Genomic DNA, 24490 nt, shown 5'->3' on the forward strand with positions numbered 1-24490 from the left:
CTTTTACATAACACTGAAGAAACAACAGTACAGAAATGATTCAAACTATGGAGATCGGGTTGAATACCGCGCCATCAAATGGCGCGGTAGCGATCAAATAGAGAAATAAATACAAAAACAAAAAATGACAGGAACAGCAAAATCCAACAGACTTCCCACATCCCACACGCGTGGGTCAAAACCTCCCCACCATGGCATGTTGATACGTTTCCCTTTCCCAAACTTTTCTATCCAGCGATATTCTGCCTGGGTGTGTTCACGCGCAATGAAGAACGTACAACCGGCTATCGCACCGTAAGCCCAGTTTCCTGTTATTATTCCGAAGAAACATTGCACAATTATTGATGCAATAGCATGGACAAAAGGAGAATAGTCAATATTATTCATCATAACACCTTCATGAATAAACCATATTCTGCTTACACAGCACAAATCCTGATCGTTGCTGTGATATCAGTTTCAGTGCCATTATTGAGATATAACCTACCGCCTACAATTGACATCCCAATTTTGGTAGAAACTTCTTCATCTGCAGATGTCACCACCACGTTTGTTTTATTGTAATTACCAAGCGGAGATTCATCAGTCGAATGCCCTGGCCTCAATATCATTCCTACACCTGCAAAGAAATTAGGGTTCCCATTATTTATAACATCCACACAATAAGATAATGCGCTTTTACTAAGTGGGATGGATTGACTTGTATGTGCCTTAACCCACATTTCCCATACGTATTCACTTTTACGTATCGCCCCCTCACATGAACCAGATGCATGGAATAACTTTCCTGATGATACAGTGTTATTGGTGCCAACAAGAATCATCTGATTTCCACCACCAAAGCCAAAGTTATCACCAAGAGATGGTCCACCATTAATCCTTAACATATATGCATCAGTACTGCCTGATGAGGCGTCAGAGTTATCTATATATACAGTGCAATCACTTATAAGAACGCCATCAATCTTATCTGGCGCAACAGTATTAGTTTGGACAACGACGAACTCTCTGGTGGTAGATTTTGCCGAACAACCTTTAATAATTGTTGGTGTTTCAAGAGTATATGTTTGAGTAATAAAAATGAAATTACTAGGACGAAGCTTCCGATTAACAGCATTTGTTGCTTTCCACCATTTATTGCTTGATTCGGTTGTTTCGCTAAAGCCATCAATATAGTGAGTATCGGTAATAGTAATTCCGCTACCATAATACAAACGAATCGGAAGGTTGCTAAATCCTCTAATCTCGCAACCAGATACTATCTCATTAAAACCACGTATAGTTGCGCCATAAAAACAGTCAACTGCCACATTGTCTTTATATTTAGACTCTGCGGCACCACCATGACTACCAAACCCATAGGAAAATTCAGTCCATCCTTCCGATGGAAATATAATCCCACCAGTATAACCAGTTCCGCCACCACGCATTGTAATGTTGGTTACATTATTGTAGAGAGAACTCCAGTTACTCCCTCCAATATCAACACCACGCCTACAACAAGATGCATTGATATTGTCCACAGTGCAGTAACTGCTATTGGAAACAGAAACAGCATTACCTGTACCACCATCACCATTGAAAACTCTATTGATTCCATACAGAGATGTATCACGAACAGTGCATCTTAAGCAGCCTAACAAGGTAATCCCAGCATTCGGGAAATTTTCCACACTAGCGAAACTGGCAATACCGTTTACGCAATATTCGAAGACAACCCCATCATAAGCTTTTTGTCCGCTAGTTGCATTGGTAACTAACCCGTGTATCGTCCCAACATGAAAATCTCCAGAAATATTAAATGTAGCAGGATAGACAGCCCAGGCCTCAGCTTGCCTAACCAAACGAAATGTATCTCCTGCAGCAGGTTTATTTGGGAATCCAGTGTCAGCATTACTACCAATAGTAAATGTTTTTGTGTCATCATCATATGCTGTAACCATTTTGGTTATACCAGCATTATCTCCCGTTAATCCAAGAATTTTATAGAGTGCATCACGAGGTGGTGATGTCACTGAGAAATTTGTAGATGTAAATGATTGCCCACTAGATGCGCCAGTAACTGTAACTGTAATATTCCCTCCTGAACGGTAGTAATAATATGCATCCTGATCTAATGTCACATTATTTCCACTAAGTGAAACGACTTCAACAATTTGCCCTTCCTGCCAACTTCCTCGGTTATCTCCACGAACAAGGTGGTTATTACGAATAACAAGCAAATCTCCGACAGAAATATCAGACACATCATCAAGAGTCACAGTCTTTTCGCCCAATGATATATCTCTCGTTATGAAATTATGCAATTTAGTACTTGCAATTCCACCAAGCTTTATTGCTGAACCTTCATATCCTACAACATTATTTGTGCAGAGCAATTCAACCTTTCCTGATGCCACCCAATCGAAGCAACCATATGGAATGGAAATATCTATTTGTGAAAACAGGTACTTTCCTGCTGTCCATTCCAAACGCTTTCCGTTAGATGCGCAGTAAATGATGGCATTTGTTATTGCGTCTGTATCGTCAGTAATGCCATCCCCTTTTGCACCAAAATCGCGAACATTGACGATATCCCGCATCTTATCCTGGAACGTTCTGTATACTGCTCCAGAACCATACTGAATAAACAAACCAAAACCACCAACAACTCCGGCGATTGCAGCATCGACATAATTACGCATTGAGCGATTATTTACAGCATCCTGCTCAAGTGATGGATCTGCAAGGTTAGAAATTCTGTTTTGTTTTGCATCGTAATATTTTGCAAGCAGAGAGGGCTTCATCAATGCACGTCTGAACCACCCAAAACATTGCTGGATCAGCATCGTCAGATAGTCAAAGGCATCCTCATGCACTTCGGGGAAAAATTTTCCCTGATTGCGAAGGTCTGTCTCCTGCACTACATCAAGCACACGATCTATCGTAATTCGCCATCCAGCAGCAAGCGGAGACGGAAGAACCACAGAACCGCCACTATAAGTGCCCGCCCCAGTTACCGTATAACCGGTATCCAGAACCAATTCTGTTACGTTCCCGTTCAGGTCAGACACCTGAACAACCAGGTCTGATTTTCTGAAAATTCGAAAAGTATACGGAAACGATGTCGTAACGCCGTTACCTGTGTATTCGTTGTGGTCAACTTCGGTTGAGACCGTCATGTTAAATCTCCAGATAGTCGCAGCACCCGTTGCGCCGCATATCTGGTTATTCTATTACCTGAAAAACCACATATGGATAGAAAGACTGTAAATACGAATAGATATTACCTTTCAGGTAATTTGCAAAACGTGCTGGATAGCAAACAAATTATTTGCTACTGTATAAATATACAGTTATTGCATGGAGAAGATAAGATGCAGCAGTATCACTATCCACTGGAAGACGGATTTACCGAAAGGATTCACACGCCGGGAGGCGTCAGATCACTGGTGGAGGGATCGCACTTGATGAAATTACTCCGGGATCTCGATAAGGATGGATTTAATGTCGATGGCCCACTTGCCGAACTGACTGCACTGATTAACTACGTCACCAGCTCACAGATGTCTATGCAGGATCTGCAAACACATCTCGACTATTGTGCCGAACAATTACGAAAACAAACCCGGTAAATTTAAAGGCCGCAAGAGCGGCCTATCGTTTCGCTTTGTGCTCGTCCCAGCACGTTTTGCACCATGCCATTAAGCCGTCCGCATTTTGATTATTAGGGTAAAAGCTGGTTCGTTTTCTGCGGACATTACAAATTGGGCACCACTTCATATGACGTGTATTCTTTGGGCCATCGAGACACCTTGCACACCACTTAGTCAATCCATCTGGATTTTTTGACGATTTCCTGAATTTTTCATATGGAAGGTTTATTCTGCATCGCAAGCACTGCTTGCTACCGCTTGAAACTCTGTTAGCTGATTCTTCTTTTGGCGGCGATACAGAAGATATTCTTGCTGGCTCTGATACTGCCTGAGGTGCTTTTTTAAATGACTGAGACGATATGTCATCACCAGGGAATCTTCCATGATATGCCGGACGCGTTGACACTCCAGGTGGAAGCTCAGCTGTAAACGGCTTTGGCTGAATCAGTTGCCTCTCTTTTGCTAACTCCTGCTGTTTATAATATGTCTGGATTACCGCACTATCATAAGCAGGAGGTGCGGAAATATTAGGCGCATTACCTCCAGTTTTTTGAAACTGAGTAGAGGTGTGTTCTATCACCTGTGTACGATTAATCGTTATCTCCCCATCTTCGGTCTTTATCGTTTTGTTATGATTAACGACCGTACGATCAGAGATCTTAGTCTTGTTCTGGTTGATAACGTAAATAATCACCGTAACCACACCAACAACTATCCAGAAAACTTCCATTGCTTTTCCTCACAATAACATTACCTTAAAGGTAATATCTTGCTTTCAGGTGATCAAGCATTAAACGCAACCAACCAAATACGGTTGATTTTAATATTTATTCGCGTTTATCATTACCTTTGCGGTAAATTTACATCGCACTCCTCTTGTGCCATAGTAATCGGGCACTGGCAAAATCCAGTGCCGGGATTGGCGTCCCGGATTACTAAAAGGCGCATTCACCGCGCAAGCGGTTTTTTTATGCGTATAGCACGGCCACATTCGTATTATGGTGGGCTGTGTGGGGGCACCGAAAGGTGCGCCGGGTCCTTTTAGCCGGTTACGCCAACCCTGCACAGTTCACCACCAACCGATTGGCGTCGGTAGTGGTGATTAACCAGACTAAAAGGTAACCACTATGACAGCTACAAAAAGCACGTCCATTTTTTCTTTCGAATCCCAAGCCGATATACGGGTAATCGTCATTAATGGTGAGCCATGGTTTATCGCTTCAGATGTTTGTCGGGCTATAGGCATAGCAAACCATCGAGATGCTGTTCGAAAACTTGATGATGATGAGAAGGGCGTCGCTTCAACCGACACCCCTGGCGGTGAGCAAGAATCGATCATTATCTCCGAGTCAGGCCTCTACACACTGATCCTCCGCTGCCGCGATGCGGTGACACCAGGCACTATCCCCTACCGCTTTCGTAAATGGGTTACAGGTGAGGTTCTTCCTCAGATCCGCCGCACCGGAAGTTACATTAAAAACTCGCTCCCGCAGGAAGAACGCATAAAGATGGTTGCCGACCAGGTTGCCAACGCCACGGCGTCAGCAGTAATGCAGGCGATGAAGATAGAGAACAAAACCTACAGCGCCCCGCTGAAGCCAGGATACCGCAGTCTGATTCACTCGCCGTCTGGTGTTCTCGGCCTGACGGAGAACTCACTGCTGATGAATCTGCTGAACCAGTTACAGGAAGACGGGCATGATGTATCGGGCGCGGCGGCGGAGCTGACCACCATGTTCTGCTACATCGTCGGTGTGAGTAAATGCCTGCGTGATATCCAGACGCATGCGGAGTACATCAACGACAAGGCTGGGTTCTTCTGACGGGCGGCGGCACAGGGATGTGCCTTTAAAATAATCATTGGCGATGTGATGTAGATTCGCGTAATATTACCTTAAAGGTAAACCATGTGTTTACATGAGGAGGAGATATGGGATTTTGGTTCGCTCGTACAAAAACGAGGGATAATGCACCCAGCCCTCAGGCAAAAAATGCAGAAGTTCCGGCGTCAGCGCAGGTTAACAAGCGTGGTGGAGTATATATCTCATCACAGCAAATTTCTGAGCTTCCTGAGGTTAAGGAGATGCGTCGTCTCGCTGCTGCAATTGTTAAACAGGATCTTGCCACTGTAAGGAAGTAGTGTTGCTAGCTCTTCTAATTATCCCAATCCTGGTTAGCGGTTATATTATGATAACCGCTAACCAGTATCATTATTTCCGTTTATACCGACACGAAGGCCAGCTTCTTTATATGAAAGTAGCGGCACTAGGTACATATTGCCTTGTTGCATCAGTAATAATTGCAGCCGCTATAAAATATAAATGGCCTGATTTTCACCTAGTTCACGATATGGTGGAAACTTTTAATGTAACATCAAAACCAGAAACAGATAGAATTTACATGTGGCTGCTTCTTCTCTCAGCCACATCCATTTGCTTCTCTTTGTGTTATGTGTCTGTTGTGTGGGTGAAAGATTTTCTTCTTGGTTGTTTTTATAAACGTGATATTTACGAGCAAAAAACAGAGGCAATGAAGGCCAGAGTACTGCGAAAAACTTACTCGCAGGGTTCTTTAGACTTACTATTGCTTGATGCTATTGAATCGGATCCTAAACGACCAATGCTGATTACTTTATCATCAAACAAAGTGTATGTTGGAATAATAAATGGTTCTGGTGAACCAACGGAAAATCAGGGTCCGCATCAGCACATATCTTTTGTTCCTTTAATGTCAGGATACAGGAACAAAGAAAACTTATCTGTCACATTCACTAATGCTTATCCAGGAGAAATACAGGTCAAGCGGACTGCAGCAATAAGAGGAATTAGCAGAAAGAAAGTGCCAGGACTTGAGATCATGGTGTCTATTGACGAAATAAGTTATATATCATGGTTTGATTTTGAAGTATATAAAGCAACAAATAACAAAGTAGAATCCAGGGGGCACGTTATTCGTGTTACCAAAAATGGAAGAAATATATATCAAAGAAATAGCAAAAAAGAATAGCCCGCGCCGCGGGCTTTTTTGTGGACGAAACAAAAGTCAGTGCTACACTCATTGACGCCACATTGAGATGGCTTATAGATGGAAATTTCACAATGAAAAAAGCATTTGCTGCACTGTTCGTTTTGTTGTCTCTGGTAGCTTCAACTCAGGCCTTTGCCGGTCGTTGTCAGCACGACAGCGATACTGCTGCTGACGGCTCCCGCTGCGGTGGGCGTTCTGCGGATTCCCGCCCGGGCGGCGGTGGCATCCGTTAAAAACAAGGCCGCGAAAGCGTCCTGTTTGATCACTGTGCAGTTTTCGCTGATCGATTTTCAGCTCTAAATTCAAGAACCGTTTCAATATTTCTTTCCTTCAGCATATCAATAACATTTTTATTCATTTGACTATCACTGGTTAATAACTGGTAAACGTTGCTTCTCTCTTTATCAGAGTTTTCTTTAACAGCTGCTTTGCATGCCAAATGCTTATTGAAATTTTCTACATCGCTAGTACAGGAATTTACGGCTGCTGATGAAATATCAGACGCTGAAGAAACACCATCATCCAAACGTTTTATAGCATTTTCTATACATGAGTTAAGGGAATAAACGACAACTGAGCGATACCCTTCAGACGCACACCATTCTAAATTTCTTGAAGGATCGAGTGGTTTTACTTCGCTGGATTGAATTAACTTGTCAAAAACTGACTTATATTCAATCTGTTTTTTATCTATAGCCCATACTTCAGTAGCTGATTTATAATTCCCCGTATGCCTATTAACATCAAATCCATGTTTTATAAGCAAATCTGCCCATGAAAGATTTATTGATTCATTGTTATGAGGCCATTTTCCTGTCAGAACCGCCCCCATAGACCCCATATATCCGCCATATGATGGTATAGCACCATGGCTCAGTAACTTCTCAGCAACCACAGGGCAATTAATTACATAAGAGGCGTAAAGCCCATTCCATAAAGCCCCTCTATAGTAATCGCCACGATTAGGTTCTTTTAAGTCGATAGCCTTTGATAATTGTTCACACGTTTTGCATGCATCAAAGTTATCCTTATTGCATTGCAATGAACTGGCAGCTGTAGGATTTACAGAGACTATTGAAAGCACTATGCCAAAAAACAAATTTATTTTTTTCATCCTATTTCATCTGCTCTTCAACTTTATTTAGTAATGGTGATATCGCCCACAGATTCTGAAAAGGTAGCATTTTACGGACAGCGTGGGTTTGCTGGCTGTCAAATTCTCCGTTAAGTACACCATTTGCAACCGTCGCGGCATCACCGCCAAGATCAAAGGTAGGACCAAGTAAAGCACCAATAGCATTACGACTCTGAAACCTTGATACCGGAGGCGCACCAAACATCGCGCCAAGACCAAACCTACCGCCGCTTATGTTCTCAACGGTATTCAGCGGCTCAGAGAGCCAGCCAAGCATTCCGCCCCGGTCGATCCCCTCTTTCACAAGGTTATTCCAGCTGTAGTCAATATCGCGACCGCTTAACTTCTGTTTCATCATATAGACCATTGAGCCAAGCGCAATCGTGCCAAGCGCACCAAGATAGAATGCAGCATCGCCCTGCTGGATACCAGATACCAGCACCCTGTTATGCTGTGCGAAGATAAACGTTTTAAACTGCGTGATCATCTTCCAGCCTTCTTTACTAAAAAACAGCGGGGTATCACCTACGCCAGGCGTTACAATCACTGAGTCTACATCTTTCAGCACTGCAGACTGGAAAATCTCTCTAGCGAAACGGTCATCCCACAGATGACTATGCCCGGTTAACAGCCCGTCCATATCCTCTCCGTGCTTCCCGAATTGCTCCCCGATTCGGCGCAGAACATCTTCATTGATGCCGACCTGTGCCATCTTCCGCATTTCACTTTTGGAGAGCGTGCCACCAGCAGAAACTTTGCGAGCCGCGTCAAGTATCCTCGACTGCACTATCATCCCGGACCATGATTTAAGTGCGCTGTTCCACTGATTCATCAGCGTCCAGTTACCGAATTTCTGCGTCATCCAGTTCAGACCTCGCTCAGCGGCGCTTCTCCGGCTATAGGGGTCAGTAAGATCCGCTATAGCCTTTGTACGCGTAGACAGGACATAATCAAGCCCAACGGCCATTTCTCGCAAATCCCTGGTTGCAATTTTCACTGAGTCCATATTTTTAAGCATGCTTACCATTGGTCCGAGAGATTTTCTCAGGCCATGCTGCATCATCGGTCGCATCAGATCAGTTGCAGCGGAGACAGTCATTCCACCAAGCAAACGGAGGAAGTTAATATTCCTAGCAACTCGCCCGGCACGAACAAAGAAACTGCGTGGATCTTGAGGTGCACCGTAAGTACCAAGCAGTCGATCACGCATAGCCGTAATATCCCTAATATCAGCCTCCCGTTGCTTCTCAAGAACTGCACGTCGTTTAGGTGTTTTAGCCTCTTTTATTAGCCGGGTATATTCCTCACTAACCTGACGGATTTGCTCCCCCATATCTTTACGGCCAAACTGCGCAGTCAGCTCAATTTCTGGTGCCACCTGCCGGAGATAACTTTCCATGATGTAGTTAACATCTGATTCAAGAAAATCTTCTATACGCTCATCAGGAATAAGCAGCGTTCTGCTTTTAGTGAAACCAGCCCGACCAACGAGTCTCTCTGGGATAATATCGGCTGGTACAAGCCCGGAAGGTGCGCCTATTATTTTATTCACGATCTCGTCAGCAGCGTCCTCTGCTTCCTCTCGGGATAGAGGCTCCATCTGCTTCAGTGCTCGTTCGCGGCTTGCATTCAGCCTTGTGGTTGAATTTGCCCGTTTTTGCAGTCGGCGAAGCTCAGAACGATATTTCCGTGGATTATCCAGCAACTCCATATGGCGCTGATAGACAGGAAGCTCACTCTTTGCCTGCGCTATATCATCAAGGCGTGTTTTAAGGTCAGAGCTTTCTTTCATCATTCTTGCCTGAAGTTTTTCTGATGAAGTCTCGGCCAACTCTTTTTCTATTCTTGTAAGACGCGCCTGTGTGTCAGTCTCCTGAGATATAAGCTTATTTCGTTTATCCAGTTCTTCCATGAGTAGAATTTTTTTACCAGACCATTTCTCCGCTTCAGCGATTTCACTAGCGAGAGCATCAGCGCGCGGTGCCGATTCCTCTGCAGTTTTTAGCAATGAATTTATCCTTTCAATTCGCTGACCTGCTTTGTCAGCACCTTTGGCACTAATCCCTTGTATCCAGTTGGCAATTCGCCCTCTGAATTCAGTGCGGTCGGAAAGTATCTTATCGAACTTATAAATGCGGGGAAGATAACTTTTCGCCGTCACGACATCGATATCTTCAGGAAGGATCCCCAGTTCCTGCATACGGGCTTTTGTGGTCTCGAAAATGGGGCGGATTCTGGCGGCTGCTTGTGAAACCTCAGGAATATCACTCTGATCACCACGGCGCATAGCCATGCCAACAGCTTCATTGAAATCAATAAAGTTCATCCTCTTCACGCCGCGGGCGCTAACAGATTTGCTGTACTGCTGGTAAGCATCACGAGTAGCTTCCATCTGCTTATAAAGCATGGCGTCGTATTGCTTAATCTTAGTCTCGACTGCTGTAAACGTAGCCAACCCCTCATCATTTTTGGCGAAGAAATAGTTATTTTCGGCAAGCTGCTGGTTAATCTGACGGGAGACAAGAGATGGTGATTGCGCCAAGCGGCCAGCAGGAGTGACACTCAACGTTTTGTTAGCAAGTCCAAGTCCAGCGAGCTGTTCCTGATCGAGTGTGGTATTGAAAACCTGAGCTGCACCAATGCTTTGAGGAGAATCCATACCTCGCAAATGATTACCTACTGAGTTAACCACTGCCTCGCGCGCGCCAGGTCCAGCAAGTAGCTGTGCACCAGCACCAAGAATCCCACCAACGAGAGCATCAACAACAACGTTCGATACGCTCTCCATCGGTGAGCGAGCTTCCTGAGTGGCCTGTAATGCGGCCTCTGAAGCAACACTGCCAGCAGCATTCGCCATGGCAAAACGCCCGGCTGTTTCTGCAATACGACCGCCACGAACGACAGCGCCGAACGGAATAAACATAGAAATCGCATTGAATGGATCTGCTAATCTCATTGCTACAGAAGAGACTGTACCAGCAAATCCCAAGCCTGAATTGTATTCCATGTCAGCTCTCTGCTGATCGATTCGATGTTTAATTGCCATTGTTTCTTCAGGCGAACCGGAGTTGATAAACGAATCTGCAAAATCTTCATAGCCTTTAATATCTGCTGCATCGTTATCAAATGGGTTATATCCTTCAACCCTGTCAAACTGACTGAAAGGAGCACTGGCAATAAAGCTACCCAGCGTGTTATCTATACGAAATGCTGCTTGTCTAGACCTTTGAACGCGTTGATCACTGGTAAATGGGTTCACAGCAGAAAGCAAAGAAGGTGTTTCCATATAGAAATTACTGTCATCAGGTGCTGCTATTTGCTGAATATCCTCGCCAAGCAACTCTTTAGGATCCTGTTCATATATCGGCATTATTTGCCCCCTGCGTATATATTGCTCGGAAGGTAATTGGCTGAACCATAACCGAATGGTTTGGTCAGATCTGGAGGAGTATATCCATCTTTATTGCTGAACTGCGGCAGCGGATTGCCTTCTCTCCGCACTCTAGCCTCATCAACACGCTGTTGCTGGAACTGAATGGTTTGCCTGTACATTGGAGATGTCAGCTGATCCGGCTTGAAACGAACAGGGAGACCATTTTCTCCAATATAATTTCTCGGTTCTATCGCTCCGTTTGCGTCAGGCTGTAAAACCATAACAGCATAACTCCTATCCCTTGCCGTAAGGCCATCAGAAACAAGTATTAAGTCCGTATCACTGCGAGGACCGCCAAAGGATTTTGATTTAAGCTCGCGTTTTTCCTGCTCCCACTGCCCCTGTATCCAGTTACCAGCACCATTATTTACTCCGTACAATGCCTCAGGTGCATACTTCATAACCTCTGCTTTGCCATTAACCGTAGAAACTCCCCAGGTGGTTCTGATCATGGCATTGGTCATTTTCTCAGCCTGTTCTGCATCGCCACCTGTCTGTACAAAGTTAGCATCGTAAATTGTCTGGTAATCTCGCTGATAGGCCGCATTTGATTTTCCTGGATCGGTAATATCCGGAGACCACGAACCAAAGGAAGTCAGACTGCTGGCGTTATTTTGTGCAGCAGTTGCCCTCGCCGCGACATATTTTTTGTCTCGCATGGCAGTGGAAAGCATCTGTTTCATTCGGTCATCCTGTTGGAACACCTGGCTGTAAGCCATATCAACAGCCTTATCCTCCGGCACGCCAGCGCGGGAATAATCGTAAACCTTGCCGTAAAATGCCATCGTACTTTTATCAAGTGTTGCCGCTGCCGCCGGATTATTATCGAATAACTGACCGTAGAATTTTGCCATCGGGACAACCAGCGCAGGATCTCTTGATGTTGCTCCACTGTTAAGCATTGTTTTAACCTGAGTTGGTATCATGCCGCTTTTAGTTGTGACGGTGACCAGTGTATTGATGCTCTGCGGATCAGATATGGAAAACGAAGGCGCAATATCCTGCGCGAAATAACGGTCTACCGCTGCCTGATTGTTTTTGTCGTTCGGGTCCAGCGGGAAGTTATTTTGCATTGAAGACACGAACCTGTTTCTTCCCTGCTGAATCTCCCAATCCCTATCCATCTCTTTAAATTTGGCCTGCATTTTCTCCCAGCGTTGCTGGTTAGCTGCAAATCCAGGAGCGTTTGGATCCTGTGGACGTAAACGTTCAAGAATGTCTTGTCGTCCTTCTGGAGTGAGGTCTTTAGCGGCACCAATGACACCTCCATATTGTATCTGCGCCTGCATATCCTTCCACTTCATAGCGCCAATGCGCGGACCATTGGCCCGGATAAAATCGTCCTCAGAAGGTAACTGCTCAGGTTTCAATCCTTCATCAAGGGCTGAATATGCATCTTTAACTACGGTGCTAAGCTGGTCCGCATACTGCTGGCGGTACTGATTTCTCAGCTCATTAGCCTGCCTCAATGCCTGTATTTGCATTTGAGGGCTCATAGCATCAAATGCCGCATTGCCCGTATAACGCTTAGGTGAATCAAGGTTAGTTAGACCAAGGGCTGCCGAGATACCAGTTTCAAGCTGTTCGGTGCTATAAGGCATACTGCCATTTTCGTGTTTAATAATCCCAGCAAATAAAGCAGCTAGTGTCTTTGGGTTAGAGATATCAAGCTGATCATTCTCCCCAACACCAAGCTCACCACACAATGCCCTAATATAAGCATCAGTATTATTACCATCACTAGCCGGAGCATAGCGATTAACAATCTCGCTAACGGTGTCATAGCCTTGACGCTGGTAAGACAACATATTTTTACCCAACGCGCGGATTCCATGCTCAGGGGTAGCAAACGTTGCAAAACGTCCATCGCTACCGATCTGACCTTCCCACGGGTTAGATTTGCTCGCTTCAATATTACCAGGGTTATTATTACGTAAACCACGAGCATCCAATGAATTACCATGTGACATTGCACGACTCACACCGTCAAGATCCCCTGGCTCTCCATTAACCTGAAGAAACTCGTTGTATTTTTGAGCGATATTTCCTATCCATGCTTGCTGCCCCATTTGTTCCTTGAGCTGAGTTTTCTGCTGAACACGCCACTCATCAGGAAGCCCATGCGCATCAGCGTATTGATCAATAGATTCAAATCGCTGCTTGGCTAAATCGACAAATGCTTGGTTATCGCTATATAGCCCCGCAGACTGAGTGACAGCCAATGCATTTCCTGACAAATACGTTTGATCTTGGAATTGCTGAAACTGCCCAACTTCATATCGACGTGCCTGATTGTAATAAGACTGCATAGACTGCTGGAGTTGAAAGGATAATTTATTCCTTTCCTCACTTTCAGGAATTGAGCCTAATAATGCCTGAGCCCTTTCCTGCATATTTTTCATAACAGCGTCACTCTGACCAAGAGCGTTTTTACCCTGTTTAGAAATCAGCCCATTTTCAGGGTTGTTAATCTGGTCATCTGCAAATTGGTTAAATTGCAGTAACGCCTCCTGGGCCATAGCAACATTCGCTTTCTGCCTGGCTTCACCATATGCCACCGCATACTGATCTGCGACATTCGCCAGCACCTGACCTGCTTGAGGAACATCGAAGGTCTGAAAACCACCGGTTTGCACACCACGACTTTGCACCTGGCGTCCGGATGTAGTAGGAACAACAGGCATCAGTAACCTCCTATTTTGAATCGGGAGTCAGAATTCATAAAACCTGAGTTAGATAACATTGGCGTCCCACCACTAGATGTACTTCCTTTAGAGAACGGACTCCACGTCCCACCAAACATCTGGTACGCACCGTATGCCTTCAGAGGCGCAGTGAGCAATGTTGTTGCTGCTCCCACATTCCCCTGTTTACGGGCTGAACTGGCTTCTGCTTTATAGTTGGCAGCCTGAACCTGATAACCGTAAGCCTCGCGTTGCGCGTTATTCACCGTCGTCAGCGAATCAAGAGCGCCAAACTGAGCAGTGTCACCAAATATATCCAGCGCGTTACCGGTAGATAAATCAGCGCCGGTAGCCCCCATTGTCGCCGCCTGTGTACCAAGCCGCTGTCGGGTCTCTCTGCGCCGTTGCTCAGCTTCAGCGTTACCCCTGTTTATTGCATCATTTGCCTGAGCTGTGGCTATATCTGCGTTCGCTTCTGCAACCTTCGAGGCATACTTTCCCTGTTGGTACTGGGTGTATGCCTGAATGCCACTCATGGCGAGCATTGCGCCACCAGCAATAACCGGATCGCAGATTATTTTCTCTCCATGTGAAATCTGTGGAAATTAAGACCAAGAGCACCATAAGGCGCGGCTTCTTCAAGCCTGAATCCAAGCCAGTGCAGCCATGCTTTGGCAACATGGTTTCGCTCGTCGACGTAGTTTTCCAGGCGCGGATAAACTGCCAGCATCTGCTGCAATACAGGGCGGCAGTGGCGAAGAAATGTCTTCTGATATTTTTCAATACGGCTGGTTCCGACCAGCCAGGGCGTACCATTGCCACCGATCATTGACGCCGGAGATACACCAAACATGGTTACCAGTTCTCCGTTCGCGAACCCTGACCAGGCCATAGTCGCAGTGCGCAGACCAACGCGCAGCGCATCTTCGGTAGTCATCAGCGATACCGCATACAGTTCGTCAATATCAGCCTGACGAACATCCGGCAAAATCATCTGAAGATGCTCTTCGGTAGCGGGAATAATTTGAACGTCGATCATCAGAATCCCCCAACAGTAAGGCGAGGAATAACGGCAAGAACAGACAGCGGCAACGGGTCAAGCTGACGGATTTTTACACGTCCGTTTTTGCCCCAGTTACTGTCCAGTTTCACTTCTACTTTTCCGGTAGCATCATCAACAGGATCATCGTAGAACTCGAATTCACGCTGTGGATATTCGTACCATTTACCGCCAGGCGTAGTCGCCCAGATGCCGCGGCTGGCATTCACAACCAGAGTAACGGAGGGGATCACCTGTTTTTTGTCCAGCAGCGTTTCCTGTCCGTTAATGTTGATATCCAGTGTTTCGAATTCAGCAGTTATTGGCAGACCGATGTGCACTACAGCCCCCGGAGATTCCAGCGTGACGGCACCTCCGGAAACAACTTTCTGTGGCTCAACATTCGCATCAGAAAGAATGTTTACGGTCTGTCCTTCAAGATGAGACAGGCCTCCAAATGTCCGGCGCGCCATCTGCCAGTTCGTGGTGGCCGCATTCCTGAGGGATGGCGGGAGGTTCCTGTTGGCACGAACCACTACAGCGGTATTGCTGGTTACAGAAATAATGTCGCAACGTAATTCTTTTGACACTTCATCGCCAGTATCAGGATCAGTTCCAGCATAAGGGAACTGTAGTTGCGCACCGACATCACTACTGGTGAAGTACGCACCACCAGAAACACTGATTGTATATTCCGCGCGGTAATCCCATTCACCAGAACCACCAGTGATGGTCATCGTTCTGTCAGACGTATTTCTTCCATCATAGCTAAGGCCAGAATCAACAAAGAAAGCGTCTTCATCGCTGGTAAATAAACGGCTGGACAGTCTCTCGATGTATCTCACTGCTTGCCCGTTAACGGTTCGGTTAACGACGAAATACACCGCATCTTCATTGCCTTCGCTGATACTGCATGTGCTTTCATATTTTCCGGTACTGGACTGTGGTGCCCATGCAAAAACCTGCTGATCACGCAAATAGGTCATCACCAGTAATTTACCGTCATCACGAATGCAGAAGGCGCTGGAGTAAGGGACAATCGAGAAGCACCAGTCAACAATGCTGTGCTTCTGAAAAAGATGATTGGCAAGGATGGTCAGGTCGTTCCCCTGATAGCCGTCAACATCGAATGAGTAGGCCAGATCACGGACAACGCTGCCTTTCTCCTGGACGAACAAAGCAATATTCGCCACGGCAATTGGCGGGACGTTGCTTGAGCCATTTGATCCCTGAGAGCTGAATGCAAATGATGATGGGGTTAACACTTTGTTCTGGTCGCCGGTGATGACGTACTCACCTCCGGAAGTCAGCGCCACCAGCGAACCAACATCAATCAGGTGACGGATCTCATTAACCTGACGCCCGGCATAGGTGTAGATAATTCTGTCGTCATCCTGCGTAGGATTGCTTTTGCCAAAATCCTTATAATCCCCAGTACGGCTGGCCCAGATAGTCTGAGGGAACGCAGTCGATGCGGCGAAGTAAAGACGTTGTTGATAATAAACAACAGTGCCAGGATAACCATTAACACTGTTCCAGGCATATTTAGCCCATTTATAGCTGGCATTATCCTCGCCAACGACCTGCGAAGGGATATAGGAAATCACCTCAGCAGTTGCAGTAGTGCCATTTACAGCAGTTATACGGGCAATGCCAAAACCACTGTGCAGATACTCCCACTCAATGCCAGTATCATCATCACCGGATCCGCCCCAGCCATCCCATGATGTGCCTTCTGTATGCGAAGGGCGCAAAGTGCCTGTTTTGCCTGCTGTAACGGCGCGATAGTAGTTACTGTCTGCACGGCGAATATCACCAATCGACGTACTCTTACTGGTTTCCCATACCGGCACTGAATCCACTGCAGGCTGTTCCAGATAGAACAATTTGCCTACCTGCTCCGCGCCAAAAATAGAGGCGCTTGCCGTTAACGTAATTGTCCCGGTGCTGGCGCTGGCATAAACCGTCACTGACTCGTCAATATTGATATCTTCAAATGGCCCGTTCTTCGTTACCACATCAACCAGTTGCCAGTTGTCATGAGCATAGCGGCGCAACTCTTTCGGCGGGTATGCCGGATGAACCAGCGTAAGCACGTCGGCGCTTTGCGTGAATTTAATTCGGAACAGATCGGCTTCAGTATATGGCGTGGCAATTTCATAAATAACATTGCTGCTGTTCAGCACCAACGCACCATCTTTGATAACGCGCATGTACTGGTGTCCGAACTCCAGAGCATAGGTCTGAACAGTCGAGAACTGGAACGGGATCAGGCGGCATTTCCGATTTGGGTATTTGGCGGCACCGACAAAACGCGTACCCGGTCGATTCTCAACGCCGCCATACTGCCGCACGATAAAGTTATCGCACTTGCGCAAAGCCACCTGGTACTTCGCCATGTCGATACGACCGTACAACGACGGTCCAATCTCACCACCGGCAAAGCTGGGCTGGATCCAACTGATAGCCATCAGGACAACCTCGCAATAGTAAACTCGTCAACCGGTGGCTGTGGTTCCTGTGATTCATTCTGGCTATGCGAGCCAGCACTAAGAATCACGCGATTGTACATATTGAGGGCAAACGTACCGAGGTCTGCATTCCCAGTCAGCGCCATGTTAATAGCTGCCGCAAGACGCCAGGCCAACGCCTCCATAAAAATGGCATCAAACATGTTCACATCTGAAACGCGAGAGACATACTTGAGCCATGCCTGAGGCTGGTCTGTGTAGATCAACTTTCCTGTTCCGTTGGTGTCTGCACCAACTTCGTACTGAACGCGCATTGCTGCTGTTGGATTGCGTACACCAGGAAGCATAATTTCAGTAATGCGCAGACAATCTGACGGGTACTGATACGCATATTCCCAGTCAGGCGGTGGATTGCTCGTATCTGCAAGCGCCACGCGTTTGGTAGCAAAGTTCCAGTCAAAATCAGAAAGCACAGCATCACGGCAGGCCTCAAAGTGCAGCGAACATTCCCCCGCTTCCTTGCTGGCTTCCTTCAGGCTGTTAATGCTGCGGCTATTGCCAATATTGGACAGCGCACGATTGCAGATCTCTACTACAGAGGCCATTACTCACCCCCATTGCCGTACAGGGTTTCAGCCGCTGATTTTTCTACATCCCCGGAAACAGGAGCGATCGCCATATCAGTGATCTGCAGATCGGCGCTGCGATTAACACCATCGTCAGTTTCTCTGGCAGACAGGCCTCGAATAACAGCCTTTGCAGTTATCATCTCTTCTGTTCCGACGCCCTGAGGTTGCGCCTTCAGCTTATTCAATGTGTCGTTATTCAGCGTGATGCACAGCCCCCACGGGTATTCATCGCGAGTTCTGGTTTCTCCGCTCTCATCCTGGTAGCTGTCAGTGCCGGTTTTGAGGTTTACGAGTTCCATATACACTCCTGCAATAAAGGGGCCGAAGCCCCTTGTCGGATTCGCGAGGCTTACACGCCCAGTTCTTTACGCTTATCTGCGATCTTCTCGCGGAGCGTTTCGGCTTTGGCGTTATGGTGTGGCTTCTCGTTAAAGAGCAATTCGTACTCTTCACGGAGCTTATCCAGTTCACCATCATCTGACACATCGTTGATGATTTTGGTGCTGGTTGCTGCCATAGACACCTTTCCTGCTACCTTTGCTTTTGCCTGTCTGGCTGCATCGTTAACAGGTTCCAGTGCGCTACCAGGCTCACCTTCGTATTCGATTTCTGCCCCCTCCGGCCACAGTGTGTTATGGATATGAGAGAGGCGCAGAACGCGGTATCTTGGTTTCTCACCTGACATCGATATCACCTTAACCAGTTACTTTTGAGCGGATCGGGTACGGCGTATTGGCATCAACATCAAGACTGATACCCGCAGTGAATTCGCCAGCCGTTAGTGGGCCAGTTGCGACGGAGTAGTTAACACGCAGATATCGCTGAACACCGGCAGGCACCTTTGCAGAAACAACTCGTTTACCTGCTGTCAGGGTGGTCTTTGCCAGTGCGCCACTATCATAAATAGTGGTCCATGAGCTGTTATTCTCACTCGTCTGCAACTGGATGTTTACAGTTGCATCACCGCTTGCCGCGGCGGCTGTGTTAACCAGCGCCCAAAATTCAAGCGGGTAACCCACGCCGATATCACGACGTTTTCCGTCAATTGGACCGAGATCGATTACGTCAGTAGAAGCCGCGGTATTCGTAACCGCCTGAGCTTCGGAGAACATCAACAGTTTGTCGGTGATCATCTTCTTTCTCCATTAGTGGGTCTGTTACGACCCACAGGTTAATAACAGGCGTTACACCACGCGGGCTTCTGTTTCCAGAAGCGCATCAGTTTCACGGATTGGTACACCACGGAATGAAGTCCACCACTCGCCTTCAGTCTCTTTTACGCTGATAGCCAGAGATGTTTTCTCCAGAGACTGTAGATCAAGAGCCTGGCCTACAGTGCGGTTCATGTAGAACACCGGGCGGCCCATGCCACGGTTTGGAATGCGATGCAGTGCTTTAACCATCAACTTCGCAATATTTGCGGCAGAGGAAGGTTCTGAAAGATTGCTGACATCGATGTTTGCAATGCGAACAACATAACGCCAGTCACGCAGAGCAAGTCCGTTGTCCCATTTGTAATGGGTACGGTAGCCTTCGTACTTGCCGCCATTCGCATCTTCCAGTGTCACCTGGCCTTTATCTTCCATCTGGATGCCAGCCTTCTGCCCTTTCGGGAAGATGCCATGCACGGTGTTTTCGCCCCACACCACTAACCAGATTGAGGTGTTATCTGTACCCGTGCCACCAGCATCAATGATGTTCTGAGCATTACCCGCAGACAGGCTGGAATAGCGGGAGGACAAACCCATAAACTGCTGAGGGTTAACGCTGGAATCACCATAAAACAACGTCTGCGCCATCTGCTGATTCATCGCTTCAATAAATGCGCGGTCTTCAGACAGGCGGAATTCGGCGGTATTACCGTTCAGATCAGCCAGTGACTTATCGACTTCAGCATAGGTTTCCAACATGCCAACGGAATCGGTGACCTGCACTGTGGTTGATTTGCTTGGTTGTACGCCATAGTTCAGCAAACGCCAGGTAGCTGAAGGTAAACCAGAACGAATGGTGGTTCGGTGTCCGGTAGGAAGGTTCCCTTCGACAAAAGGCATATCCTGAAGGATCGGGTTAGTTTGACCGAGAAGCTCGATAATCTTATCGACTTTCCCGTTTGGATCGACGCGCTTACCCCAGTCAGCCAGCGTTAGCGCAGTTAAGCCTTTAACAGCCATTGTCATTTCCTCTCTTATTTGCCATAGAGCACTTCGGCCGCACTACGCTGGCCTTCATTACCACCGGTGACCATGCCATCTTCAGACATCGCCTTTCCGATTTTCACGAACGTTTTGACCAGATCAGGGTGATTACCCAGCCCGGTGGTGTTCAGATATTCTTTGAGTTCAGGTGTCCCGAACTGGTCAAGCGCACGCTGTGCGGCGCTAAGGTTAGAAATCAACTTGTCGCCACCGATTTCTTTGTCAGCTTTTACATCCGCAGCCCACTGCTCGGTTGTTTTCTGCCAGGCTTCTGCCTGGCGCTGCTGAACACCTGCCAGAATCTTCGGATAAGCATCAACCAGCTTTTGCGCTTGCTCGTTGGTCAGGTTAAGTTCTCGCGCCACCGGCTCGAATTCCTTCAACGCTTCTGTATCCAGCTCTACGCCTTCGGCAGCCTGAAACTCGTACTTCTCAGGCGCACCCTCTGGTTTATCGCCGCCCTTTTTTTCATCCTGCTTATCGTTTTCAGGCTTTTTGTCATCAGCAGGTTTATCGCCATCAGCAACAGGTTGTGGCTTATCGCCTTCCTGTTGTGATGGATCACCAACTGGAGCAGGGGTATCACCTGCAGGCGCTGACGGTTCTGACGCAGCCGGAGCTGCTCCACCATCGACTGGTTGCTCATTGCAAAGACGGCGATACAGCAAACGCTCAAATAAATTCATGATCACTCCTGTTCACTGGCCTCTTTGGCCATCTTCAAATACTGTTCAGGGCAATGCGCCATAACGCGCTGAAACAGTTCCAGCGCCAGATTGCGTTGCCCCTCATTAAATGCCATTGCCATAGCGTCCATCGGTGAGATAGCGGAAAACACACGGCCTTTCTCCAGCACCGACCAGACAACGCGACGCCCCTGTTCACTGCTCATGACAAAGCGAATGTCATCAATTTCACGCTGCGCCATGTCACGTTGCTTACGGGCGTTTTCTTCTTTCAGTTGATCGTCTTCGTAATCTGTCATTGTGATTGCCCACCCTGACCACTAACTGCATTCGCCATAGCTGACAAAACACTCGGATCCGAAGTTTTAGCTTCGCTTAGCGTCTTGGCACCCTGTGCCGCCGCCATCCCCATCGCCATCATTTGTTGCTGCTGTTGCTGCTGTGCCCGTTGCTGGCGAGCCTGCTCAACCTGTTCCTGCGGAACAATGACGGTTGGAGACACTCCGGACATATCAGCGAATGCATCGATCGCCTGATCAACGTTGAGTTTGTCGAGAGCTTCTGGTTTCGCTTGCGCAAGTTGACCAATGAAGTTGACCGTAGACGCCAGACTGGACAAGCCGATAGACTTCTGCGCCTGAGCCATGACGGAAATGTATTCGACCTTCAGGGGCATACCTTCCATCGCGTCAGGCGGTGGCGGCAGCATGTTTTTACGCACCATCATCGAGAAAGCGCGGTCAATGAGAGGATTAAGACATTCGTCGTTCAGACGCTCCAGAACCGGCCCCAACATCAGAAGTTTTTCTTCTTTCATTTCGATCACCGCTTCAACAGGCATCGAGCGGGTATTGATGTTCTGCAACATCATGAACAGATCGACAAAGTAGGCGCTGTTAATGATTTGACGAGTGTCCTGAATGTCTGCCACCAAATCTGCTGTACTGGGGTTAACCAGATAAGCAGGCCTGAAGCCATCCTGACCAGTAATCTGATCGATATACGTGATGTCGCCAGGAAGAAGGGAGGCGCGCTGATTCTTGAGGGAAGTCGGAGCAACCATCGGCGGATTGGTGGCTTTATCAATCAACTGCGACTTGCGCTTCTGGAGAAGCTGCAATGCCTTAACAGGTCCAAGCGCCAGCATACCCGGGCATGATGATCCATAAACATCTTCGCCGTTAACTTCCCAGCGCGGAGCCATAATTGGAAACTCATCGAATCCGGACTCACGCAACAACTTGTCGTTATCGCCACCAACCTCGTAATAAACCGATTTGAATGGCTTGTTCTTGCTATCCAGCTTCGATGTATCGCGGTCAATGTTCGGGTAAACCGAATGCATCACTTCAATCCACTTCTCGTAGGTGCCGCTTTCCCACATGCTTTTTACGGATTCGCTGACGTTATTTAGCCCGAACTCCTGAACAAGCTGACGAACAGTCATAGAGAACTTACGAAAACATGTGTCCACACTGCCACGAGGTGAGTTAGCCAGGTAGTAACTACCTATCGGGAATGGCATTGTGCGAATTATGTCCTCGTCATCCTCCAGCACCGCCATTGCACCAGTGCTGTATGTGCCGAGGCTTCCGTATAACTGCGGAAGAGACTGGTAGAGATTCGACTTATTGAACATATCGTTCATGCGGTTCTGCACCGCCTCAAGCCACAACTTAACAGGGCCATAATCCATCATTTCAGGATCTGGCGTAGCCAGGCGAAACCACGGACGCGCGGGACTTGTGATGCCTGACATCATGCCGCTGGCGAGAGTGCGCGCCGCCATAGTCCCGGTCGAATCAATAATGCGTGTATTGCGTCGATCGTTACGGTTGACCTCAGAAGTCAGAAAGCGGGAACCACGCGGGTTGATGTAATCACTCAACTCGCGCCAGTGCGGCTCGAACGACTGACGCTCGCTTTCAAGTTGTGCGAACTGTTTGTTCAATCGCTCTTTAGTTGTTTCCGCCATTTCAATGACTCCGGTTACTGACCAAGCAGCGTTTTACCGCTGGTATTAGCGGTTGATGTGTCGCCCTGAGAACCGGTAAGCAGCGTAGAACTACGACCAGCAGCAGCGCGACGGCGACGAGTTTCTTCGTCGCGGGCATCAACAACGGCGGCATCCTGCTCCTGTGGTGCGGCCTGAACTTCTGGTGTTGCAGGCACTGATGGTGAGCTACCCATGCACATATCAATGACTCCGTACGCAATTAAATTATTACCAATTTAACCACATATGATTTATTTATCGTAGATAGTTGACATTTAACGCACGAATTATTACCTTTCAGGTAACCAAAGAGTTCATTCCGGTTACTAACCTGACTGGCTTGTCGTTAAATTGAACAGGTGGAGTGAGCTTTTATTTTGAGCAGTACGGCGTATGGCACATGCGCCGATAGCGGTCTGGATACGTTTAAGGGGCACCCTCCCTTGCTCGGGCAAACGAACCAGGTAGCCGGAATGTGCAAGTCGAGCGGTTTTATTCCGCGCACGGGGATTCACCATCCCGGCGATTCGGTGTGACACCTCGGAAGAGACGAGGGTACAACGATGAGGGCATTTATGGAGCCGCGACAAAGTGTGGTGCCTTAACAGGCTAAGTGCTCTCAGCGTTGTGGCATTAGCTCAGCTGGACAGAGCAACCGCCTTCTAAGCGGTTGGTCGCAGGTTCGAATCCTGCATGCCACGCCAGAATCACGCCTAAGGACCGTGATGCCAGAAGTTCCATGGGCTTGGCGGTGATGGTTTCCCTTGAAGGACTATCACCGCCCTTTTTACAGCAGGACGCCATTGCGATGACTTCATGCTGTAAACCAGTACAGCCACGGAAGGCATAACTCATTGCTTCCAGTTCGCCCGGTTCGCCGGGCATTTTTTTGCCTGGTGACTGAACGTTACCTTGAAGGTAAGATAACAAAAACATTTAACATCTGGTTTAGACATGTTCGAGCAATTTAAAGAGATCGCATCATCGGCTATTAGCACAACGTCAGAGAGAGTCCGCAACCCAGCACTTGGGGCATTTGTGTTTTCGTGGTGTTCTTTTAACTGGAATCCACTATTATTTTTATTCTTCAGTAAGTCAGGAATTGAAGAAAAAATAAATTATATATCTTCCCATAGTGATGCGTACCACTCACTCTTATATCCAGCTTTATGTGCATTCGCGCTGTGTGTAATAGTTCCATGGTTTAACAATATAGTGGTGATGTTTCAAAAAATTCCACTACAGAACATCGATAACTTCAAACACAACAAAAGCCTCAGGGATGTTAAAAACGCCATAGAATTGCGTAAGCTTGAGGCACAAAGGGACATTACATACGACAGAGTTAAGGTTGAGTTTGAGTCTGAGATTCAATTCTATAAAAATGATTTAATCAAGCACCAAGAGTCTTTGAATTCTTTTTTGCAGGAAAGAGATTCCCTTATTGAAAAAATAATGGCGCTTGAAAAAGAACTTGCAGAAGAAAAAATAAAATCCAATACCAGAATTGCAAATAAGTTTAACTCAAGGAACAATCGCAACACAGACAATGCTGCTTAA

At 47.1% G+C, this 24490-nt stretch carries 24 protein-coding genes and 1 tRNA gene; 7 read left to right on the forward strand and 18 right to left on the reverse strand.

Annotated elements, in window-relative coordinates; genetic code table 11:
* Positions 1-93 precede the first annotated feature (93 nt).
* Together C0K55_RS02060 and C0K55_RS26435 are read right to left on the reverse strand one after the other, a co-directional pair.
* The gene (locus C0K55_RS02060) at positions 94-378 is read right to left on the reverse strand and encodes a hypothetical protein (protein ID WP_172955674.1); all 285 of its coding nucleotides are present in this window, start codon (positions 376-378) and stop codon (positions 94-96) included.
* 41 nt (positions 379-419) lie between these two features.
* Positions 420-3161 carry a glycosyl hydrolase family 28-related protein gene (locus C0K55_RS26435; RefSeq protein WP_236942223.1) on the reverse strand — a complete coding sequence of 914 codons (2742 nt, stop codon included), beginning with the start codon at positions 3159-3161 and terminating at the stop codon, positions 420-422.
* 195 nt (positions 3162-3356) lie between these two features.
* Between C0K55_RS26435 and C0K55_RS02070 the strand changes: the two genes are divergently transcribed.
* Entirely contained in the window at positions 3357-3614 is a 258-nt protein-coding gene (locus C0K55_RS02070) for a hypothetical protein (protein WP_001188252.1), read from the forward strand.
* 22 nt (positions 3615-3636) lie between these two features.
* Here the strand turns inward: C0K55_RS02070 and C0K55_RS02075 are convergent, their stop codons facing one another.
* A complete protein-coding gene (locus tag C0K55_RS02075) occupies positions 3637-4365 on the reverse strand; it encodes a hypothetical protein (protein ID WP_105266601.1) in 729 nt (242 codons plus the stop codon).
* Between the two features lie 397 nt (positions 4366-4762).
* Between C0K55_RS02075 and C0K55_RS02085 the strand changes: the two genes are divergently transcribed.
* From C0K55_RS02085 to C0K55_RS02100, 4 genes are all read left to right on the forward strand, one after another.
* Positions 4763-5458, forward strand: coding sequence for a BRO-N domain-containing protein (locus C0K55_RS02085; RefSeq protein ID WP_000127505.1), 696 nt, complete (start codon positions 4763-4765; stop codon positions 5456-5458).
* A 107-nt stretch (positions 5459-5565) separates the two neighbouring features.
* Positions 5566-5775, forward strand: coding sequence for a hypothetical protein (locus C0K55_RS02090; RefSeq protein WP_000508164.1), 210 nt, complete (start codon positions 5566-5568; stop codon positions 5773-5775).
* Positions 5776-5885: 110 nt separating this feature from the next.
* Positions 5886-6641 (forward strand): hypothetical protein, encoded by a 756-nt coding sequence (locus tag C0K55_RS02095; RefSeq protein ID WP_236108758.1) that lies wholly within the window; start codon positions 5886-5888, stop codon positions 6639-6641.
* A 92-nt stretch (positions 6642-6733) separates the two neighbouring features.
* Complete coding sequence (locus C0K55_RS02100) at positions 6734-6895, forward strand: hypothetical protein (protein WP_000708858.1); 162 nt, start codon at positions 6734-6736, stop codon at positions 6893-6895.
* A 29-nt stretch (positions 6896-6924) separates the two neighbouring features.
* On the opposite strand, the gene C0K55_RS02105 is transcribed toward C0K55_RS02100, so the two are convergent.
* The 15 genes from C0K55_RS02105 to C0K55_RS02175 are packed head-to-tail and all read right to left on the reverse strand — an operon-like array spanning position 6925 to position 23130.
* Positions 6925-7776 (reverse strand): hypothetical protein, encoded by an 852-nt coding sequence (locus C0K55_RS02105; protein WP_000723561.1) that lies wholly within the window; start codon positions 7774-7776, stop codon positions 6925-6927.
* A 1-nt stretch (position 7777) separates the two neighbouring features.
* Complete coding sequence (locus C0K55_RS02110; RefSeq protein ID WP_105266602.1) at positions 7778-11167, reverse strand: DUF919 family protein; 3390 nt, start codon at positions 11165-11167, stop codon at positions 7778-7780.
* Positions 11167-13914, reverse strand: coding sequence for a hypothetical protein (locus C0K55_RS02115; RefSeq protein ID WP_105266603.1), 2748 nt, complete (start codon positions 13912-13914; stop codon positions 11167-11169). The genes C0K55_RS02110 and C0K55_RS02115 overlap by 1 nt, the downstream gene beginning before the upstream one ends.
* Positions 13914-14489 (reverse strand): virion core protein, T7 gp14 family, encoded by a 576-nt coding sequence (locus C0K55_RS02120; protein WP_000332877.1) that lies wholly within the window; start codon positions 14487-14489, stop codon positions 13914-13916. The genes C0K55_RS02115 and C0K55_RS02120 overlap by 1 nt, the downstream gene beginning before the upstream one ends.
* Positions 14489-14953 (reverse strand): hypothetical protein, encoded by a 465-nt coding sequence (locus tag C0K55_RS02125; protein WP_000568023.1) that lies wholly within the window; start codon positions 14951-14953, stop codon positions 14489-14491. Before C0K55_RS02125 ends, C0K55_RS02120 begins: the two co-directional genes overlap by 1 nt.
* Positions 14953-17424: a hypothetical protein gene (locus tag C0K55_RS02130; RefSeq protein WP_105266604.1), complete on the reverse strand. Its 2472-nt coding sequence runs from the start codon at positions 17422-17424 to the stop codon at positions 14953-14955. Before C0K55_RS02130 ends, C0K55_RS02125 begins: the two co-directional genes overlap by 1 nt.
* Positions 17424-18029, reverse strand: coding sequence for a hypothetical protein (locus tag C0K55_RS02135; RefSeq protein WP_000179253.1), 606 nt, complete (start codon positions 18027-18029; stop codon positions 17424-17426). Before C0K55_RS02135 ends, C0K55_RS02130 begins: the two co-directional genes overlap by 1 nt.
* A complete protein-coding gene (gp10, locus tag C0K55_RS02140; protein WP_105266605.1) occupies positions 18029-18352 on the reverse strand; it encodes a capsid staple protein in 324 nt (107 codons plus the stop codon). The genes C0K55_RS02135 and gp10 overlap by 1 nt, the downstream gene beginning before the upstream one ends.
* A 50-nt stretch (positions 18353-18402) precedes the next feature.
* Positions 18403-18738: a hypothetical protein gene (locus C0K55_RS02145; RefSeq protein WP_000012377.1), complete on the reverse strand. Its 336-nt coding sequence runs from the start codon at positions 18736-18738 to the stop codon at positions 18403-18405.
* A 10-nt stretch (positions 18739-18748) separates the two neighbouring features.
* On the reverse strand, positions 18749-19186 hold the full coding sequence (locus C0K55_RS02150; protein WP_105266606.1) for a Bbp16 family capsid cement protein: 438 nt from the start codon (positions 19184-19186) through the stop codon (positions 18749-18751).
* A 51-nt stretch (positions 19187-19237) separates the two neighbouring features.
* Positions 19238-20224, reverse strand: coding sequence for a major capsid protein (locus C0K55_RS02155; protein ID WP_000268715.1), 987 nt, complete (start codon positions 20222-20224; stop codon positions 19238-19240).
* A 14-nt stretch (positions 20225-20238) separates the two neighbouring features.
* A complete protein-coding gene (locus C0K55_RS02160; protein ID WP_069905254.1) occupies positions 20239-20934 on the reverse strand; it encodes a peptidase in 696 nt (231 codons plus the stop codon).
* A 2-nt stretch (positions 20935-20936) separates the two neighbouring features.
* The gene (locus C0K55_RS02165; protein ID WP_000133160.1) at positions 20937-21233 is read right to left on the reverse strand and encodes a Bbp19 family protein; all 297 of its coding nucleotides are present in this window, start codon (positions 21231-21233) and stop codon (positions 20937-20939) included.
* Positions 21230-22909 carry a portal protein gene (locus C0K55_RS02170; protein ID WP_000852419.1) on the reverse strand — a complete coding sequence of 560 codons (1680 nt, stop codon included), beginning with the start codon at positions 22907-22909 and terminating at the stop codon, positions 21230-21232. The genes C0K55_RS02165 and C0K55_RS02170 overlap by 4 nt, the downstream gene beginning before the upstream one ends.
* A gap of 14 nt (positions 22910-22923) precedes the next feature.
* Positions 22924-23130, reverse strand: coding sequence for a hypothetical protein (locus C0K55_RS02175; protein ID WP_000335899.1), 207 nt, complete (start codon positions 23128-23130; stop codon positions 22924-22926).
* Between the two features lie 427 nt (positions 23131-23557).
* On the opposite strand from C0K55_RS02175, the gene C0K55_RS02180 reads away from it, so the two are divergent.
* Positions 23558-23634 (forward strand) — tRNA-Arg (locus C0K55_RS02180).
* Between the two features lie 250 nt (positions 23635-23884).
* Positions 23885-24490, forward strand: a complete 606-nt coding sequence (locus C0K55_RS02185; protein ID WP_105266607.1) for a hypothetical protein — start codon at positions 23885-23887, stop codon at positions 24488-24490.

The organism is Escherichia sp. MOD1-EC6098 (genome assembly GCF_002965865.1).
Lineage (GTDB): Bacteria > Pseudomonadota > Gammaproteobacteria > Enterobacterales > Enterobacteriaceae > Escherichia > Escherichia marmotae.

Bases quoted from the DNA above. Each gene is read 5' to 3' on its own strand.
- C0K55_RS26435 (WP_236942223.1), bottom strand. From the start codon at position 3,161: ATGACGGTCTCAACCGAAGTTGACCACAACGAATACACAGGTAACGGC.
- C0K55_RS02070 (WP_001188252.1), top strand. From the start codon at position 3,357: ATGCAGCAGTATCACTATCCACTGGAAGACGGATTTACCGAAAGGATT.
- C0K55_RS02075 (WP_105266601.1), bottom strand. From the start codon at position 4,365: ATGGAAGTTTTCTGGATAGTTGTTGGTGTGGTTACGGTGATTATTTAC.
- C0K55_RS02085 (WP_000127505.1), top strand. From the start codon at position 4,763: ATGACAGCTACAAAAAGCACGTCCATTTTTTCTTTCGAATCCCAAGCC.
- C0K55_RS02090 (WP_000508164.1), top strand. From the start codon at position 5,566: ATGGGATTTTGGTTCGCTCGTACAAAAACGAGGGATAATGCACCCAGC.
- C0K55_RS02095 (WP_236108758.1), top strand. From the start codon at position 5,886: ATGAAAGTAGCGGCACTAGGTACATATTGCCTTGTTGCATCAGTAATA.
- C0K55_RS02100 (WP_000708858.1), top strand. From the start codon at position 6,734: ATGAAAAAAGCATTTGCTGCACTGTTCGTTTTGTTGTCTCTGGTAGCT.
- C0K55_RS02105 (WP_000723561.1), bottom strand. From the start codon at position 7,776: ATGAAAAAAATAAATTTGTTTTTTGGCATAGTGCTTTCAATAGTCTCT.
- C0K55_RS02110 (WP_105266602.1), bottom strand. From the start codon at position 11,167: ATGCCGATATATGAACAGGATCCTAAAGAGTTGCTTGGCGAGGATATT.
- C0K55_RS02115 (WP_105266603.1), bottom strand. From the start codon at position 13,914: ATGCCTGTTGTTCCTACTACATCCGGACGCCAGGTGCAAAGTCGTGGT.
- C0K55_RS02125 (WP_000568023.1), bottom strand. From the start codon at position 14,953: ATGATCGACGTTCAAATTATTCCCGCTACCGAAGAGCATCTTCAGATG.
- C0K55_RS02130 (WP_105266604.1), bottom strand. From the start codon at position 17,424: ATGGCTATCAGTTGGATCCAGCCCAGCTTTGCCGGTGGTGAGATTGGA.
- C0K55_RS02135 (WP_000179253.1), bottom strand. From the start codon at position 18,029: ATGGCCTCTGTAGTAGAGATCTGCAATCGTGCGCTGTCCAATATTGGC.
- gp10 (WP_105266605.1), bottom strand. From the start codon at position 18,352: ATGGAACTCGTAAACCTCAAAACCGGCACTGACAGCTACCAGGATGAG.
- C0K55_RS02145 (WP_000012377.1), bottom strand. From the start codon at position 18,738: ATGTCAGGTGAGAAACCAAGATACCGCGTTCTGCGCCTCTCTCATATC.
- C0K55_RS02150 (WP_105266606.1), bottom strand. From the start codon at position 19,186: ATGATCACCGACAAACTGTTGATGTTCTCCGAAGCTCAGGCGGTTACG.
- C0K55_RS02155 (WP_000268715.1), bottom strand. From the start codon at position 20,224: ATGGCTGTTAAAGGCTTAACTGCGCTAACGCTGGCTGACTGGGGTAAG.
- C0K55_RS02160 (WP_069905254.1), bottom strand. From the start codon at position 20,934: ATGAATTTATTTGAGCGTTTGCTGTATCGCCGTCTTTGCAATGAGCAA.
- C0K55_RS02165 (WP_000133160.1), bottom strand. From the start codon at position 21,233: ATGACAGATTACGAAGACGATCAACTGAAAGAAGAAAACGCCCGTAAG.
- C0K55_RS02170 (WP_000852419.1), bottom strand. From the start codon at position 22,909: ATGGCGGAAACAACTAAAGAGCGATTGAACAAACAGTTCGCACAACTT.
- C0K55_RS02175 (WP_000335899.1), bottom strand. From the start codon at position 23,130: ATGTGCATGGGTAGCTCACCATCAGTGCCTGCAACACCAGAAGTTCAG.
- C0K55_RS02185 (WP_105266607.1), top strand. From the start codon at position 23,885: ATGTTCGAGCAATTTAAAGAGATCGCATCATCGGCTATTAGCACAACG.